The following is a 17,364-nucleotide window of genomic DNA, read 5'->3' as shown; positions in this document are numbered from 1 at the left end:
TTAGGAGGAAATACTTGTTAATTAATAAAAAAAATATTTATTTAAAAAATAATTTTAACGAATTTGTAACAATTAAAGGTCGTAGCTTATGGAAATATGCTTATTTGCGCTTTATTCATAATAAAGCAGCTATTTCTAGTTTATATATATTAATCTTAATTGCTATGTTTGTATGTATTTCACCTATGATATCTCCATTTTCTTATGATGATATTGATTGGGATATGATATCTATAGAACCAAACACATCCTCTGGTCATTATTTTGGGACAGATGCTTTAGGACGTGATCTATTAGTACGTATTGGTATCGGTGGTCGTATTTCTCTTTTAGTAGGTATTGCTGCGGCTTTAGTATCAGTTATAATGGGTACTTTATATGGTTCAATAGCAGGTTATATCGGTGGTATAATAGATTCTTTAATGATGCGCATTCTTGAAATTTTACATTCTTTCCCATTCATGTTTTTTGTTATTTTGCTAGTTACCTTTTTAGGACATAATATTTTTTTAATTTTTATTGCTATTGGTATGGTATCTTGGTTAGATATGGCCCGTATTGTACGTGGTCAAACCTTAAGTCTAAAACATAAAGAGTTTATAGAAGCAGCTTTAGTAGGAGGAGTTTCTACGTATAAAATTATTACTCGTCATATTATACCTAATGTATTAGGTTTAGTAGTCGTATATGCATCACTACTTGTACCTAATATGATTCTATTTGAATCTTTTTTAAGCTTCCTTGGTTTAGGAATTCAAGAGCCATTAAGTAGTTGGGGTACACTATTAAGTGATGGTGTTAATTCAATGGAAGTATCTCCATGGTTATTGATATATCCATCTGCATTTTTAGTTATAACATTATTTTGTTTCAATTTTATCGGAGACGGCTTGCGTGATGCTTTTGATCCTAAAGATATTAAAGGACTTTTATAATGATTCCACAAAAAAAAAAATTTAAACATCTTCTTGTAGTAAAAAATCTTTGTGTAACTTTTTCTACTAATAATGGCTCTCTTGTAGCGGTAAAAGATTTAAATTTTTCTATGCAAAAAGGTGAAATTTTAGGAATTGTTGGTGAGTCTGGATCGGGTAAGTCTCAGACTGCTTTTGCGCTAATGGGATTACTAGCAAAAAATGGTAAAATAGATGGTTCAGCGTTATTTCAAGGTCATCAAATTTTAAATCTACCAGAAAAACATCTTAATAAGATACGTGCTAAAGAAATTGCAATAATATTTCAAGATCCAATAACTTCACTTAATCCATATATGTGTATAGGAGAACAACTGATTGAAGTTCTAACCTTACATAAAGGTATAAAAAAATCTTTAGCCTTTGAAGAATCTGTTCGTATGTTAGATGCAGTAAAAATACCTGAATCTCGTAAGCGTATGCATATGTTTCCACACGAATTTTCTGGAGGTATGCGTCAACGAGTAATGATTGCTATGGCATTATTATGCCAGCCTAAATTATTAATAGCGGATGAACCAACAACAGCATTAGATGTTACAATTCAAACGCAAATTATGTATCTTTTTAAAAAAATTAAAAAAGAATTTAATACTGCTATTATTATAATTACTCATGATCTTGGTTTAATAGCAGGTATCTGTGATAAAGTATTGGTAATGTATGCGGGAAGAATGATAGAATATGGTTCTACTCGTGATATTTTTTATTCACCTAGTCACCCATATTCTATCGGTTTACTTAACGCTATCCCACACTTTCATTGTAAAAATGAATCTTTAATAACAATACCTGGTAATCCACCGAATTTATTAAGTGTGCCTACAGGATGTCCATTCCACCCGCGTTGTGCTTATGCTATGGATATTTGTATACATAAAATACCATTGTTAGAACAATTAAGTATAGGGCATGTACGAGCCTGCTTTAAAAAAGTGCAGGAATTAGTATGAATCAAAAATATAAAGATAAAAAATTATTACTCAAGGTTACGAATCTTAAAGTATATTTTAATATTAAAAACAATAAAACATGGTTCTGGCATCCAGCTAAAATATTAAAAGCTGTTGATGGTGTTAATTTGTTATTACATGAAGGTGAAACATTAGGTATAGTAGGTGAGTCTGGCTGCGGTAAATCTACTGTTGCAAGAGCTTTAATTGGCTTAATAACAGTAACCGATGGATGTGTAGAATGGCTGAGTAAGAACTTATTAAATATAGATGCAAAAGAGTGGCATTTAGTACGTAAAGATATTCAGATGATTTTTCAAGATCCTTTATCATCATTAAATCCGCGTATGACAGTTGGTGAGATTATTGCAGAACCATTAAAAACATATTATCCGAAAATGTTATATGCAGAAATAAAGGATAAAGTTAAAAATATGATGGTAAAAGTTGGATTATTACCCAATTTTATTAATAGTTATCCACATGAATTTTCTGGTGGTCAATGTCAACGCATTAGTATTGCTCGTGCATTACTTTTTCAACCTAAGTTAATTATTTGTGATGAACCAATATCTGCATTAGACGTATCTATTCAAGCACAAATAGTTAACTTATTACAACAATTACAACGTGAAAAAATGAGACTGTCTTTAATTTTTATAGCTCATAATTTAACTATAGTAAAGCATATTTCTGACTGGATTATGGTAATGTATCTTGGACATGTTGTTGAATTTGGAACTTATGAAGAAATATACTCTAATTCTCTGCATCCTTATACTAAAGCATTAATATCTGCAGTGCCTATTCCAGATCCTGATGTAGAACAACAAAAGCAAATACACATATTAAAAGGAGAATTACCTTCACCAATAAATCCACCATTAGGATGTATTTTCTGTACACGTTGTCCAATAGCAGATTATCAATGTACTATAATACGTCCGTTAATGAAAGGTAATTTTTACCATAAAGTTGCATGTCTTAAAGTAGATAAAATTTAATAAAAAATTTTTTATAATCTGTATTATATTGATATATTTAAAAAATTTTAATATTATTATATATAATATACAAAGAAGATATTTACTTGATATCTTAAGGATATTTGATGGTACAAGAAACTTTTTTTAGTAAAATTATTCGTCGTGAAATAACTGCTGATATTCTTTATCAAGATAATTTAGTAACTGCATTTCGAGATATTTCTCCACAGGCACCTAGTCATATTCTAATTGTTACTAATCAGTGTATTCCTACTATTAATGATATTAAACCAGAACACGAAGCTGCATTAGGGCGTATGATTATCTCAGCATCTTTAATAGCTAAAAAAGAAAAAATTGCGCAAGATGGTTATCGCTTGATAATTAATTGTAATCACAATGCAGGACAGGAAGTTTATCATATCCATATGCATTTACTTGGTGGATGTTTATTAGGCCCGTTACTTGCGCGTTAATTATATAGTAAATTTAATATTATAAGAAAATATTACATTGTAATATATTATTATATATATTGTATTTTCAATAAATTAATATAGATATTTTATATAAAACATATTATTAATAATACTTCTAACTATTTTAAATAAATAGTCGCTAAATATCACTTAATATTATATTTTATTATTATATATCATTAAAATAAAATCTTGAATATAGCTATATTAAGCTAATACATTATATGTATAAAATATTATCCAAATTAAGATAAGTAATTTTTAATTAATTATAGAGATAATATCTTATTTATTATATGTATAATTACTATATAATAAATATTATAGTATTTATTTTTTCTTAGAAAAGGTAATTATAATATATTCATATAATTATTAAATGCTTCATAAAATATATTAAGTAATATTATAAATATACTGAAGAATACAGACATAATATTATATATTTTTGTAAAATAAGTATTTTGAATTTATGATTGAATACTTTTACAACAAGTAAATAAATCTTTGTAATGTATGAAATAATATTGTTATTCATAATAATAATCTTATAATTACATTAATAATTTATTTCCAATAAATAAGACAATAATGTTTTTTACCACAACGCAATAAAGTAAATTTTTTAAAAAGACGATCTGTATCCTTAAAAAGATATTGCGGATTAGATTGTTTAAAACCATTAACGCTAATTGCATTAGCAAGAATAATTTGACGTGCTTGACTTCGAGACGGTTGTAATTTGGAATCAACTAATGCTTGTTGCAAGTCTGCAGTATGTTTAAGCATAATCATAGGTACACCATCCTGTGCTAGTTGACTAAAATCATCTTTAGTCATATCATTTAGTATGCCATAAAATAAACTATGAGTAATGCGTTGTGCAGCAGCTAATCCTTCTTTACCATGAACCATATCAGTCATAATATTAGCTAGAATATATTGTGCGCGTGGTGTTTGTTGCTCTCTATACTTGTCTGCTTTTTCTAGACAAGTAATATCTTCTAAATCCATAAAGGTAAAAAACTTTAAGAATCGATATACGTCTGCATCTGCAGTATTAATCCAAAATTGATAAAATTTATAAGGACTTGTTTTAGTTGGATCTAACCAAATTGTACCATTTTCAGTTTTACCAAATTTAGTACCATCTATTTTTGTAATTAAAGGTACAGTTAAACCCCATACTTGTTTATGATATAAGCGACGAGTTAAATTAATACCTGAAGTTATATTTCCCCATTGGTCAGAACCACCTATTTGTAATTCAACACCATATAATTTATTTAGATTAGCAAAGTCATAAGATTGCAATATATTATAAGAGAATTCAGTAAAGGAAATACCTATACCATTTTGTGTTAATCTGTGTTTTACAGCTTCTTTTTTAATCATTTGATTAATAGAGAAGTGTTGCCCAATATCGCGCAATAATGTAAGAACATTCATTGTGCTAAACCAATCATAGTTATTAGCTATAATAGCTTTATTTTTATCGCAGTTAAAATCTACAAATAATGACATTTGATGTTTTATTTTTTTCATCCATTGATATATAGTTTGTTCATTATGTAATTTGCGTTCGTTTATTTTAAAGGATGGATCACCGATCATGCCTGTTGCTCCACCTACTAAAGTAATTGGCGTATGCCCTTGTAACTGAAAGCGCTTAAGACATAGCAATGGAACTAGATGTCCTATATGTAAACTATCAGCAGTAGGATCAAAACCGCAATATAATGTTATTGGTCCTTGAGTTAATCTCTTTATTAATGTGTCTTCATGAGTTATTTGAGCAATGATACCTCTTTTTTGTAATTGTGTGATTAAGTTATTACTTATCATTAAGTGCTCCACTATATATTTTTTCATATTATAGGTACAAGATTATATGTTACATAAATAAAATTATTATTTTATTTATGCTATATTTTATTATTTAAAATAATAACAAATCTAGCTAAAATTAATTTTATTGCATTAGTAAATTAATTATCATATGATAATATTTTTATTTATATCAATTTTATAAAAAACATTTTTTATACTATATAGACAATATATTATTATATATAATAATAAAATTTAATAATTTTAAAAACATTTAATGTTATAATTGTCTAAAAGAATGTTTTATTGATATTTAATGTAATAAAAGCAATATATATCAACTATAATATGTTGATTACGTATAACTTAATTAAGTACATAATTAATATTCTATAGTATATATTGTATTAAAATATTTTTATATGTAAAATACTATATATAAAAGATATTAAAGTATTATATTAGTCTATATATTTTATATTCATATTTACATATGCATACAAACCATATATTATTTACTAATTAGTAATATTTAGGATAAAAAATATATTATAAGTAACTCAAATCTTAATAAAGATATGTGGAATAAACTAACTAATACATAGTTACATATCCGCTATATATTATAGTAATAATAATTATATATCTTTATATTACTATATTTGATATAGTTCATATATATAAATAATAATTACATTATGTTATAAGTATTATATATTAGATATGTCTAATAATATTAGATTACAACGTTATAGTAATAACATAAATATAAGTTTTGTAATTTAAATTTAAATAATAGCTATACAAAATAATAATATTATTATTGTATATAATTTATATTACTGATTATTAATAATATATTATATATTAAAATATAATTTTATAACAAATTTTATATAAAATGGTCACAAATTATATTTTTGTAAAAAATATTAAAACTAAGTATTAATTTATATTACATAGAATATTTGAGTTATAAATTATATTAAATAAATCTTAATAAATTATAATTATATTGTAATATAATAAAGATTATTCATTATTATCTACCTAGAGAAGTAATAATACCATAAATAATATGTATATGAAATTTTTATAAAAAAATGTATTTATATTCTTAAAATTATTAATTTAGCGAAAATTATTTAATTTACAAGATGATATAACCATATTCTAGAATAATATATTCTCGTAATATTTTTGTTATTTACATTTTTCTTCTTAAGAAGAAGTAATATAATATTTAAATCATTTTAAATATGCATTAATTTTTGATAAATGATTATTACATATGTATATAATATTGAATTACCAGAAGCTATAATATTTTTTGTAATTACTATTGTATAATTTTATGATGTTTTAAAAATAGTAAAAATAAAATATTGTAATATATTACTCAATAATCTTAATCTAATATAGATATGCTAAATAAAAATAAAAATAAATAGTTACATTGTGTATAATTATACTTTAAAGAAATTTACTATAAATATTTATATAATATATGACTTACATACTGTTTGATAAATAAAAGGTGATTCAAAGTTCTTTTATTTATTAAACAGTATGTAAGTATAAAATTTAATTTATTATTTTAGCTACAACCCCTGCGCCAACAGTACGTCCTCCTTCACGGATTGCAAAACGCAAACCATCTTCCATTGCAATTGGATGAATTAGTGTAACAATCATTTTAATATTATCACCTGGCATGACCATATCCACTCCTTCTGGTAATTCAATAGTACCTGTTACATCAGTAGTACGGAAATAAAATTGTGGACGGTATCCTTTAAAGAATGGAGTATGACGCCCTCCTTCTTCTTTGGTTAATATATATACTTCTGATTCAAATTTAGTATGTGGTTTAATAGATCCTGGTTTAGCTAATACTTGACCACGTTCAATGTCTTCACGCTTAATACCACGCAACAATACACCAACATTTTCACCTGCACGCCCTTCATCGAGTAGTTTACGAAACATTTCTACTCCAGTACAAGTTGATTTCACAGTATCTTTAATTCCAACAATCTCAATTTCTTCACCAACTTTGACTATGCCTCGTTCTACACGTCCAGTAACAACGGTACCACGGCCAGAAATAGAGAAAACATCTTCTATTGGTAATAGAAATGGTCTATTAATGGCACGTTCTGGTTCTGGTATATAAGTATCCAAAGTAGCAGCAAGTTCTGTAATTTTACTTTCCCATTCACTATCTCCTTCTAAAGATTTTAAGGCAGAACCACGAATGATAGGAGTATTATCTCCTGGAAAGTCGTACTGAGAAAGTAGTTCACGTACTTCCATTTCTACTAGTTCAAGTAGCTCTTCATCATCGACTAAATCACATTTATTCATGAATACAATAATATAAGGTACACCAACTTGACGACCTAAAAGTATATGCTCACGTGTTTGAGGCATGGGGCCATCAGTAGCTGCAACAACCAAGATAGCTCCGTCCATCTGAGCAGCACCAGTAATCATATTTTTAACATAGTCAGCATGTCCAGGGCAGTCAACATGTGCGTAGTGACGCATTTTAGTATCATACTCAACATGAGATGTATTTATAGTAATACCCCGAGCTTTTTCTTCTGGTGCATTATCAATTTGATCAAAGGCTCGTGCAGAACCCCCGTAGGTCTTAGCTAACACTGTTGTAATTGCAGCTGTTAAAGTAGTCTTACCGTGATCAACATGGCCTATAGTACCTACATTAACGTGCGGTTTTTTACGTTCGAATTTCTCTTTAGACATAACTTTATTCCTTACTTTTGTGTCCTCTATTGAAAAGAGAACACGAGATCAATATTTGCAATTAATATCTTATTTACCACGTGCTTCAATAACAGTTTGCACAATATTCTTTGGAGCAGCATCATACTTTAAAAACTCCATTGAATAGGATGCACGACCTTTAGTTAAAGAACGTAATTGAGTAGCGTATCCGAACATCTCAGATAATGGAACTTCAGCATGAATTATAACGCTAGTAACATTAGGTTCTTGACCACGTAAAACTCCACGACGACGACTAAGATCACCTATAACATCACCAGTATTTTCTTCTGGAGTTTCTACCTCAACAGTCATAATTGGCTCAAGAAGAATTGGCTGAGCTTTCTTAAAGCCATCTTTAAAAGCAATATAAGCTGCTAATTTAAATGCTAATTCAGAAGAATCAACATCATGATAAGAACCAAAGTGTAAACGCACACCAAGATTAACTACGGGATAACCGGCTAGTGGACCAGATTTTAGTTGTTCCTGAATACCTTTATTAACTGCAGGAATGTATTCACCAGGTATTACACCACCTTTAATATCATTAATAAACTCGTAACCTTGTGCATTAGATCCTGGTTCTAGTGGATACATATCTATAACTACATGACCATATTGACCACGACCACCAGACTGCTTAACATGTTTACCTTCTATATCAATAACTTTTACGCTAATAGTTTCGCGATAAGCAACTTGAGGTTTACCGATGTTAGCTTCAATATTAAATTCTCGTTTCATACGATCAATAATAATATCTAAATGTAACTCACCCATACCTGAAATAATAGTTTGATTAGATTCTTCATCAGTACATACACGAAATGATGGGTCTTCTTTCGCTAAGCGGTTTAAAGCTAGGCCCATTTTTTCTTGATCCCCTTTAGTTTTTGGTTCTACAGCAATAGAAATTACCGGTTCTGGAAATTCCATGCGCTCTAGAATAATTGGTGCATCTGGGTGACATAAAGTGTCACCCGTCATGACGTCTTTTAGGCCAATAACAGCAGCTATATCACCAGCGCGTACTTCTTTAATCTCTTCACGTTTGTTAGCATGCATTTGAACAATACGACCAAATCGTTCACGTGTAGATTTGACGGAATTCAATACTATATCTCCAGAATGAATTACACCAGAATATATGCGAAAAAAAGTTAGATTGCCAACAAATGGATCTGTAGCAATTTTAAACGCCAGAGCGGCAAAAGGTTCATCATCATTAGCATTACGTTCAGATGGTGTATCTCTTCGATCATCTATAATACCATTGATTGCGGGTACTTCTATTGGTGATGGTAAATAATCGATTACTGCATCTAACATTGCCTGAACACCTTTATTTTTAAATGCAGAACCACAAGTTACTAAAATAATTTCATTGTTAAGAACTCGTTGACGCAGAGCTATTTTAATTTCTTTTTCAGTTAGTTCTTCGCCACTTAAATATTTTTCCATTAGTTCTTCTGAAGAATCTACTGCTGATTCTATTAAATTTTGACGCCATTGTTCAGCAAGAACAAACATATCCTTAGGAATATTTTGGTATTCAAAGGTAACTCCTTGGTCAGCATCATTCCAGTTGATAGCTTTCATTTTTACTAAATCAATAACACCAGTAAAATTTTCTTCAGAACCAATAGCTAGCTGTATTGGAACTGGATTACCACCTAAACGTGTTTTTATTTGACTAACAACTTTTAGAAAATTAGCGCCCATACGGTCCATTTTATTTACGAATGCTATGCGTGGTACTTTATATTTGTTTGCTTGACGCCATACTGTTTCAGATTGAGGCTGAACACCACCAACAGCACAATAAATCATTACTGCACCATCTAGAATACGCATAGAGCGCTCTACTTCGATTGTAAAATCAACGTGTCCTGGTGTATCAATAATATTTACACGGTGTGGTTCAAATTGTTGAGCCATGCCAGACCAGAATGCAGTAGTTGCAGCAGATGTAATAGTAATACCACGTTCTTGTTCCTGTTCCATCCAATCCATAGTCGCAGCACCATCATGTACTTCGCCTATTTTATGGTTTACACCGGTATAGAATAGAATACGTTCGGTAGTAGTAGTTTTACCAGCGTCGATATGTGCACTAATACCTATATTACGGTAATTGACAATTGGTGTTGTACGAGCCATCTTATTCCTCTGTTACTAGGATTTTCAAGTTGCGTTATATATATTGGTATTTTATTTGAAGATCTGTTTTATTTATTATATATTATTAAGCAATCACCAGCGATAATGAGCAAAAGCTTTATTAGCTTCAGCCATACGGTGCACATCTTCACGTTTTTTAACTGCAGTACCTTTGTTTTCTGCAGCATCATACAATTCGTTTGCTAATCTAATAGACATGGATTTATCGTTTCTTTTACGAGCACCCTCCACAATCCAACGCATTGCAAGAGCATTACGACGTACTGGACGAACTTCTATCGGTACTTGATAAGTAGAACCACCAACGCGACGTGATTTAACTTCAACTGCTGGTCGTACATTTTCTAATGCTATTTCAAAAGCTTCTAGTTGATTTTTTTTAGAACGATCCGCTAAGATCTTAAGAGCAGTATATACAATTGCTTCTGCAGTTGATTTTTTACCATCAATCATAAGGATATTTACAAATTTAGCCAGCAATTCTGATCCAAATTTAGGATCAGGTAGAATTTTACGCTGCCCAATAACGCGACGACGTGGCATAAAAAATACTCCGGTATTAATTCAGGGGGGACGAAACTCTACTATGTGAGTTTGATATAGAAAATTTAAGAAAATATTATTTTATTTAAACATATCAGCATTAAGTTTTTGGTTTTTTTACGCCATATTTAGAACGTGATTGCTTACGATCTTTAACTCCAGAGCAATCTAGTGCACCACGAACGGTATGATAACGAACACCTGGTAAATCTTTTACACGACCGCCACGAATTAATATTACGCTGTGTTCTTGTAGATTATGTCCTTCACCACCTATATAGGAAGTTACTTCAAAACCATTTGTTAAACGTACGCGACAAACTTTACGTAATGCTGAATTTGGTTTTTTAGGAGTAGTAGTATAGACACGAGTACATACCCCTCGTTTCTGCGGGCAAGCTTGCAAAGCAGGAACGTTACTTTTAGTAACTTTTTTGGAACGTGGTTTACGTACTAGTTGATTAATTGTTGTCATTAATAATAATTCCCTAGTATTTTGTTTATTATTTAATAAGTAATTTTGATAAATATTTTATATCACTATGAATAAAAAATAAAGATACAAAATTTTATGACGGCTAAAATAGGTGTCAAGTAATATACGAAAGAGCTTTTACCAAGACAACTGTTGTTGATGTTTTACGCTTAAATTAACAAAATGTTTATATTCTATAAGTACAATATTAACTGAAAACTTATTACTTAATCCTCTAGCCAAAACATCTACCTTTAAAGCATATAAAAATATAGAAATAGACATAAGCTTTTGAAGAGCATAAGTATTTTTTAATCCGTACAATACACCGTCCTGTAGTAATACAATAGCATCATTCTTTTTGACCATAATATAAAAGGTTTTAAGATCTGCTATAGCAGGAGATTTTGTTATTGTATGTAACATATAAAATTTTCCTAGCTAGAAAGTTAGAACTACATTGCATTTTTCAAGATCTTGTCGAATTTGTTTTGCATTGCGTATCTTAACCTTAGTTATCCAATGTTTATAATCTTGTAGACCTCTTTCATATAGTGATTCTAAACATATATAAATATCTACGATATCATAAAGTGGCATAACAGCAAAGGTTGCCGTATAATTATAGTAAAGAATTTTATCTGGTTTTTGATCAGGTAGTAATTGTAAAATACTATCACCTATAAAAAATACTCGAATATCTTTGCAAAACGCAGAAGCTGCTAGAAGAGTATCTAATCCTTCTCTTCCTGCACTTGTTGTATAAGGAGATTGTATAAATACAAAAGCTAAACGTTTCATACAATGTCTTTAAAATTGTAAAAAGCGATCACTATTTAGCATTGCTTCCATTAATAATCCTAAACCACTTAATATAAAACCATCATGTATATTATCATGTGTCAGACTAATGTTAGTATCTTTATTATAAGAAATTATACCACGACGTAAAGAAGCTATAATACAAACATAAAGCTTAATATCATGTTTTTTTGCAAAAGAATACCATGCACATACAAGATTAAATTCATTATTTATTGGGAATATCAGTTTATTTGCATTTGTTACACCTTCACGATAGAAGAATATACTAATTAAACGATATCCATTCATAATAATTGCTTGTGCAAATTGATAAGCACTACTAGCGGCCTGAGTACCATATGCTGGGCCGTTTACTAAAAGAGTATAACTTAACATAAGTAATCGTTACCTTGCATATTATCGTTATTCATTTAATTAAAATGTACTATCCATGAAGATACTGCAATAAAATAAATATTGTACAACTTATATGATTATTTATGTTAAATAAAATAACAGAATTATTGTTGTTTAAATTTACATTCTAATATATTAAATATATCAATATTATTATAACATATTATTTGATAATCTGAAAACATAAATAATATAATTATTAATATATAGTATACTATAATGTTATTTCTATCTAGAATAAAGTACTCTTTTATTATATTAAATTTTTGTTACCTTATTGCAATAAACATTATATTTTTATGTAATAGCTATTGATTATTTATTCTGTATTTTTTTATTTTTATCTATAATAATATTAAATTATTAATTTTTTCTATATTATAGAAATCTATTATTATTCATGCATTCTTAAAATATCTTTAATATAAAATTATTAGATATAATAAATTATTTGTTTTTAAAAAATAGAATTAAATAGTTACTGTTTATATCTATAAATTACAATAGTTGATAACTTATTAAATATATAAATATAACATAAATAAATTTATTTTTTGTAATAACATACAAAATAGTATTTATTTGTTTTATAAAATATATTACAAGATACTATCAAAGGTTACATGACTATAATAATGTTTTTAAAAACTTGTATTAAGTTATAGTATTATTACGTTTAATAATTTAACAAAATTTATTTGATATATTAACTAATAAATATTAGTAATATATAATGATTTAATTAGTTTAAGTATTCTTATACTATATTTATATTAAATATATTAGTTGTATCATATTATATAGATTCATTAAGTCTATATAAATATTTTTAACAAAATAATTATTATAAGTTTTTTATATAAAAATATTTTGCTATTTACTTTTATTGAATGATACTTATTATTAACTAATCACCATAATAGATTATAGCATCTTTACTTATATATTGTACATATAATAATTATTTAGTGATTTGAATATTTTGTTTTATTAATTAGTGATTATAACAATGTTTTATCTTGAAAAGCATAATTTTTATTATATATTGTATGAATGTTTTTTATCTATTTTATAAGTTATATGCTGATTGTCAGTCATTGTTATTAATATAACTGACTGACAGTCATTGAATATAAATCAAATATTACTATTTATTTAATTAATTTTTTATTTCTAGAAAAATTAAATATTTTCAAATACTATAATAACTTAATAAAATAATTAAAATATATATATAAATGCCTGATTATTAATAATATACCTTTATAGGTATAACTTATTTTATATATAATAATAGTACTCTATAGAGAGTTAATATATCAATGTTTTGTACATTTATCAACTATTATAAAATTCTATACTATAGAATAGTAATAATATAAATTAATTATAATAGTATAATATTAATAAGTAGAGCAAGCTTATTGAATTATTATTGTTTATAACAATAATTATAAGTTGCTATATGCATCTTTATTATTCTATAATATATTAATATTTTTTATATTATTAATAAATGTATTATGATTTTATAACTAATACATAAGTTATATATTCATATATATAATAATATAATAAAAAAATATTTTTATATTATATATTTTGAAGTATATTCATATACATATAAAATATTAATCTAATTAAAAATTAATGCAATGTTTTAAATAAATACTATATTTTTATAGTTAAATAACTAATTAATATATAGATTATTATTAATAATAAGTATAGACTTCAGATAATCCATCATATTAAAATAAAATAAATTAATTATTATCGTATTTTCTATAAATTACTGATTACTAAGTTATTGTGTTGTTCAATTAAAATATATTATTTAATAAATAATCTTTTTAGATTAATATTTATAATAAATTATATCTTAGTATTTATCTTGATATTATATGTATATTAATATAATCTTTTTTTGCTAAAAGATAATTTTTATTAATTATCTAATATAGAATACATGTTCTATACTAGATAATATTGCTTTTAAATTAGTTATACTGATTAAAGTATTAAACAAAACTTAATTAATAAGTTTAAATAATTATATCTATAAATAATGTTTACAGTGCCAATAAGATTTTATTATTATTGTATTAACTAAATACTTTATCCAAATTAATACAGTCTGTAAGATTATCACATGACATAAATTTTTTTCTAAAACTATTTGGTATATTGGTTATATAAGTATTTTTTAGAAAACAACATTATATAGTTAAAAATACTATTTTATTAGTAGTAATTATCTATCTATTGTAGATACTATTTAAACCAAAAATTTTACAAATCAAATAATATTTTTTATTATATTAATTTTTTAAATCTTAATTAACATTGTATATAACACATGCTATTCTTTTAATATACTATATATCTTAAATAAGATAAATATATAAATAAAATAGATAATATTATTAATAATAATTATAAAATATTTTTGCAATTTAATACGTTAAATATAATTTCTAAACGAGCAATCATACTAATTTGAGCAGCACGCAGCCAAACACGTGGTTCATAATATTTTTTATTAGGTTGATCTGTTCCATGAGAATTACCTAATTGACTTTGAAGATATTCTATATTGTTTTTATAATAATTCATAATACCTTGCCATGTTGCCCACTGGGTATCGGTATCAATATTTATTTTAACGACGCCATAGCTTATAGCTTCTTTAATATCTTCAATAGTAGAACCAGAACCTCCATGGAATACAAAATTTAAATAATTGTGCGGCAAATAATATTTATTAGAAATATGCTCCTGAGAATTACGTAAAATTTTTGGAGTTAATTGTATATTGCCTGGCTTGTAAACTCCATGGACATTACCAAAAGAAGCGGCTATAGTAAAACGTGGGCTTATTGCATTAAGTTTAGTATATGCATATTCTACTTCTTCTGGTTTGGTATATAATATAGCACTATCTAAATTACTATTATCTATTCCATCTTCTTCTCCACCAGTACAACCTAGTTCAATTTCTAATGTCATTCCTATTTTAGACATACGAGCCATATATTTAGAGCAAAGATCTATATTTTCTTCGAGAGGTTCTGCTGACAAGTCTATCATATGAGAAGAAAATAGTGGTTTTCCAGTATCTATAAAATATTTTTCGCCAGCATTTAAAAGACCATCGATCCACGGAAGTAGTTTTTTAGAACAATGATCAGTATGTATTATTACTGGAATACCATAGTACTTAGCCATTTGATGGACATGATGTGCTCCAGATATAGCACCTAAGATAGCAGCATCTTGAGCATGATTAGTACGTATACCTTTTCCGGCAATAAATGCAGCACCACCATTTGAAAACTGTACAATAACAGGAGCATTCATTTTTACAGCTGCTTCCATCACTGCGTTTATAGAATCTGTACCAATACAGTTTACTGCAGGTAATGCAAATTTTTTGTCTTTAGCTATCTGAAAAACTTTCTGAACATTATCACCAGTAATCACACCTGGTTTAATATAATCTAACATTTTATACATATTACATATGTCCTATTACTAGGTAAAAATAATTTTAATTATATGATATTAATTATAATAAGAAATTTTATAAAATATTTTTATTAATCACATAATAAAAGATTCTAATTATTATATAAATTTATAACAATTTAGCACGTTCTTCTAATATAGCTACAGTTGGCAATTTTTTACCTTGAATACACTCAAGTAATGCACCACCTCCAGTAGAAATATAAGAAATTTTTTCTGCAATGCCAAACAAATCAATAGCTGCTAACGTATCACCACCTCCTGCAATAGAGAATGCTTTGCTTTCAATAATAGCTTGAGCAATAATTTTAGTTCCTTGACAAAAATTAGGAAACTCAAATACTCCTAATGGACCATTCCATAAAATTGTTTTTGCATTTTTTATAATTTTAGCTAATGCATGTGCAGAAACATCTCCCAAATCTAAAATTTGTTCATTATCTTTAATGTCTTTTACATTTTTCATAGTTGCAATCGCAGTATCAGAAAACTCTGTAGCAGTACGTACATCAGTTGGCACTGGAATATCATAAGTAGTTAATAATTTTTTTGCTTCTTCTATCATATCTATTTCATATAAAGATTGACCTACATTGTATCCTTGAGCGGCAATAAAAGTATTAGCAATACCACCACCAACAATTATCTTATCAGATATTTTAGATAAAGCATCTAGTAAATTAAGTTTAGTAGAAACTTTAGAACCACCAACTATAGAAATTATTGGACGTTTTATATTATTTAGTGCTACTAATTCTGCATATAACAGTGGGCCAGCACAAGCAACCGGAGCAAACTTGCTAATACCGTGAGTAGAAGATTCTGTACGATGTGCAGTACCGAATGCGTCCATTACGTAAATATCACATAGTGCAGCATATTTTTTAGATAAAGTATCATCGTTTTGCTGTTCACCTTTATTGAAACGAACATTTTCTAGAATCACTAACTCACCTGGTATAAGATCAACACCGTCTAGATAATGCTGTATTAAACGAATTGGTAATTTTAAATATTTTTTTAAATAATTAACTACGGGTAGTAAAGAGTATGCTGTATTATATTGCCCTTCGGTAGGACGTCCTAGATGAGAAGTTACCATAACATACGCTCCCTGCTTAAGAGCGGATTCGATAGTTGGCAACGATGCACGTATACGTGCATCTGATGTAATTTTATTATTTTTTATTGGAACATTTAAATCTGAACGGATGAAAACACGTTTACCAGCTAAATTTAAATCGGTCATTTGAATCATATGCATAATAGATCCTCTAGTACATTTTTTAAAAATATTTATGACTATAGTAATATCATAAAAAGTTATTTATTTTTATTGTAATTTTTTAGAATATTTAAAATATTATAATTATTAAAACTAATTTATTATTTATAATAAAC

Annotated in this window: 14 protein-coding genes; 4 read left to right on the top strand and 10 right to left on the bottom strand. The window is 27.3% G+C overall.

What is annotated here, in order from left to right:
- Positions 1 to 14 precede the first annotated feature (14 nt).
- The 4 genes from oppC (at position 15) to GII40_RS01945 (ending at position 3,389) form a co-directional block, all read left to right on the top strand.
- Entirely contained in the window at positions 15 to 935 is a 921-nt protein-coding gene (gene oppC / locus GII40_RS01960; RefSeq protein WP_226813175.1) for an oligopeptide ABC transporter permease OppC, read from the top strand.
- Positions 935 to 1,927: an oligopeptide ABC transporter ATP-binding protein OppD gene (gene oppD / locus GII40_RS01955; protein WP_226813174.1), complete on the top strand. Its 993-nt coding sequence runs from the start codon at positions 935 to 937 to the stop codon at positions 1,925 to 1,927. Before oppC ends, oppD begins: the two co-directional genes overlap by 1 nt.
- Positions 1,924 to 2,931: a murein tripeptide/oligopeptide ABC transporter ATP binding protein OppF gene (gene oppF / locus GII40_RS01950; protein WP_226813173.1), complete on the top strand. Its 1,008-nt coding sequence runs from the start codon at positions 1,924 to 1,926 to the stop codon at positions 2,929 to 2,931. Before oppD ends, oppF begins: the two co-directional genes overlap by 4 nt.
- A 107-nt stretch (positions 2,932 to 3,038) precedes the next feature.
- Positions 3,039 to 3,389, top strand: a complete 351-nt coding sequence (locus GII40_RS01945) for an HIT domain-containing protein (protein WP_226813172.1) — start codon at positions 3,039 to 3,041, stop codon at positions 3,387 to 3,389.
- Positions 3,390 to 3,959: 570 nt separating this feature from the next.
- On the opposite strand, the gene tyrS is transcribed toward GII40_RS01945, so the two are convergent.
- The 10 genes from tyrS to GII40_RS01895 form a co-directional block, all read right to left on the bottom strand.
- Entirely contained in the window at positions 3,960 to 5,237 is a 1,278-nt protein-coding gene (gene tyrS, locus GII40_RS01940) for a tyrosine--tRNA ligase (protein WP_226813171.1), read from the bottom strand.
- Between the two features lie 1,569 nt (positions 5,238 to 6,806).
- Complete coding sequence (gene tuf, locus GII40_RS01935) at positions 6,807 to 7,991, bottom strand: elongation factor Tu (protein WP_226813170.1); 1,185 nt, start codon at positions 7,989 to 7,991, stop codon at positions 6,807 to 6,809.
- A 69-nt stretch (positions 7,992 to 8,060) separates the two neighbouring features.
- Entirely contained in the window at positions 8,061 to 10,175 is a 2,115-nt protein-coding gene (gene fusA, locus GII40_RS01930) for an elongation factor G (RefSeq protein WP_226813169.1), read from the bottom strand.
- Between the two features lie 93 nt (positions 10,176 to 10,268).
- Positions 10,269 to 10,739, bottom strand: coding sequence for a 30S ribosomal protein S7 (gene rpsG, locus GII40_RS01925; protein ID WP_226813168.1), 471 nt, complete (start codon positions 10,737 to 10,739; stop codon positions 10,269 to 10,271).
- Positions 10,740 to 10,839: 100 nt separating this feature from the next.
- Entirely contained in the window at positions 10,840 to 11,214 is a 375-nt protein-coding gene (gene rpsL, locus GII40_RS01920; protein WP_226813167.1) for a 30S ribosomal protein S12, read from the bottom strand.
- Positions 11,215 to 11,352: 138 nt separating this feature from the next.
- Positions 11,353 to 11,640 (bottom strand): sulfurtransferase complex subunit TusB, encoded by a 288-nt coding sequence (tusB, locus tag GII40_RS01915; RefSeq protein WP_226813166.1) that lies wholly within the window; start codon positions 11,638 to 11,640, stop codon positions 11,353 to 11,355.
- A 15-nt stretch (positions 11,641 to 11,655) separates the two neighbouring features.
- Positions 11,656 to 12,015: a sulfurtransferase complex subunit TusC gene (gene tusC, locus GII40_RS01910; RefSeq protein WP_226813165.1), complete on the bottom strand. Its 360-nt coding sequence runs from the start codon at positions 12,013 to 12,015 to the stop codon at positions 11,656 to 11,658.
- A gap of 9 nt (positions 12,016 to 12,024) precedes the next feature.
- A complete protein-coding gene (gene tusD, locus GII40_RS01905) occupies positions 12,025 to 12,414 on the bottom strand; it encodes a sulfurtransferase complex subunit TusD (protein WP_226813164.1) in 390 nt (129 codons plus the stop codon).
- 2,457 nt (positions 12,415 to 14,871) lie between these two features.
- On the bottom strand, positions 14,872 to 15,951 hold the full coding sequence (gene fbaA, locus GII40_RS01900; RefSeq protein WP_226813163.1) for a class II fructose-bisphosphate aldolase: 1,080 nt from the start codon (positions 15,949 to 15,951) through the stop codon (positions 14,872 to 14,874).
- A gap of 121 nt (positions 15,952 to 16,072) precedes the next feature.
- Positions 16,073 to 17,227, bottom strand: coding sequence for a phosphoglycerate kinase (locus tag GII40_RS01895; protein WP_226813162.1), 1,155 nt, complete (start codon positions 17,225 to 17,227; stop codon positions 16,073 to 16,075).
- Between the last annotated feature and the right edge of the window lie 137 nt (positions 17,228 to 17,364).

The sequence above is a fragment of the Candidatus Profftia lariciata genome, assembly GCF_020541265.1.
In the GTDB taxonomy this organism is placed as follows: domain Bacteria; phylum Pseudomonadota; class Gammaproteobacteria; order Enterobacterales; family Enterobacteriaceae; genus Profftia; species Profftia lariciata.
This window is presented reverse-complemented; position numbering and strand designations above follow the sequence as displayed.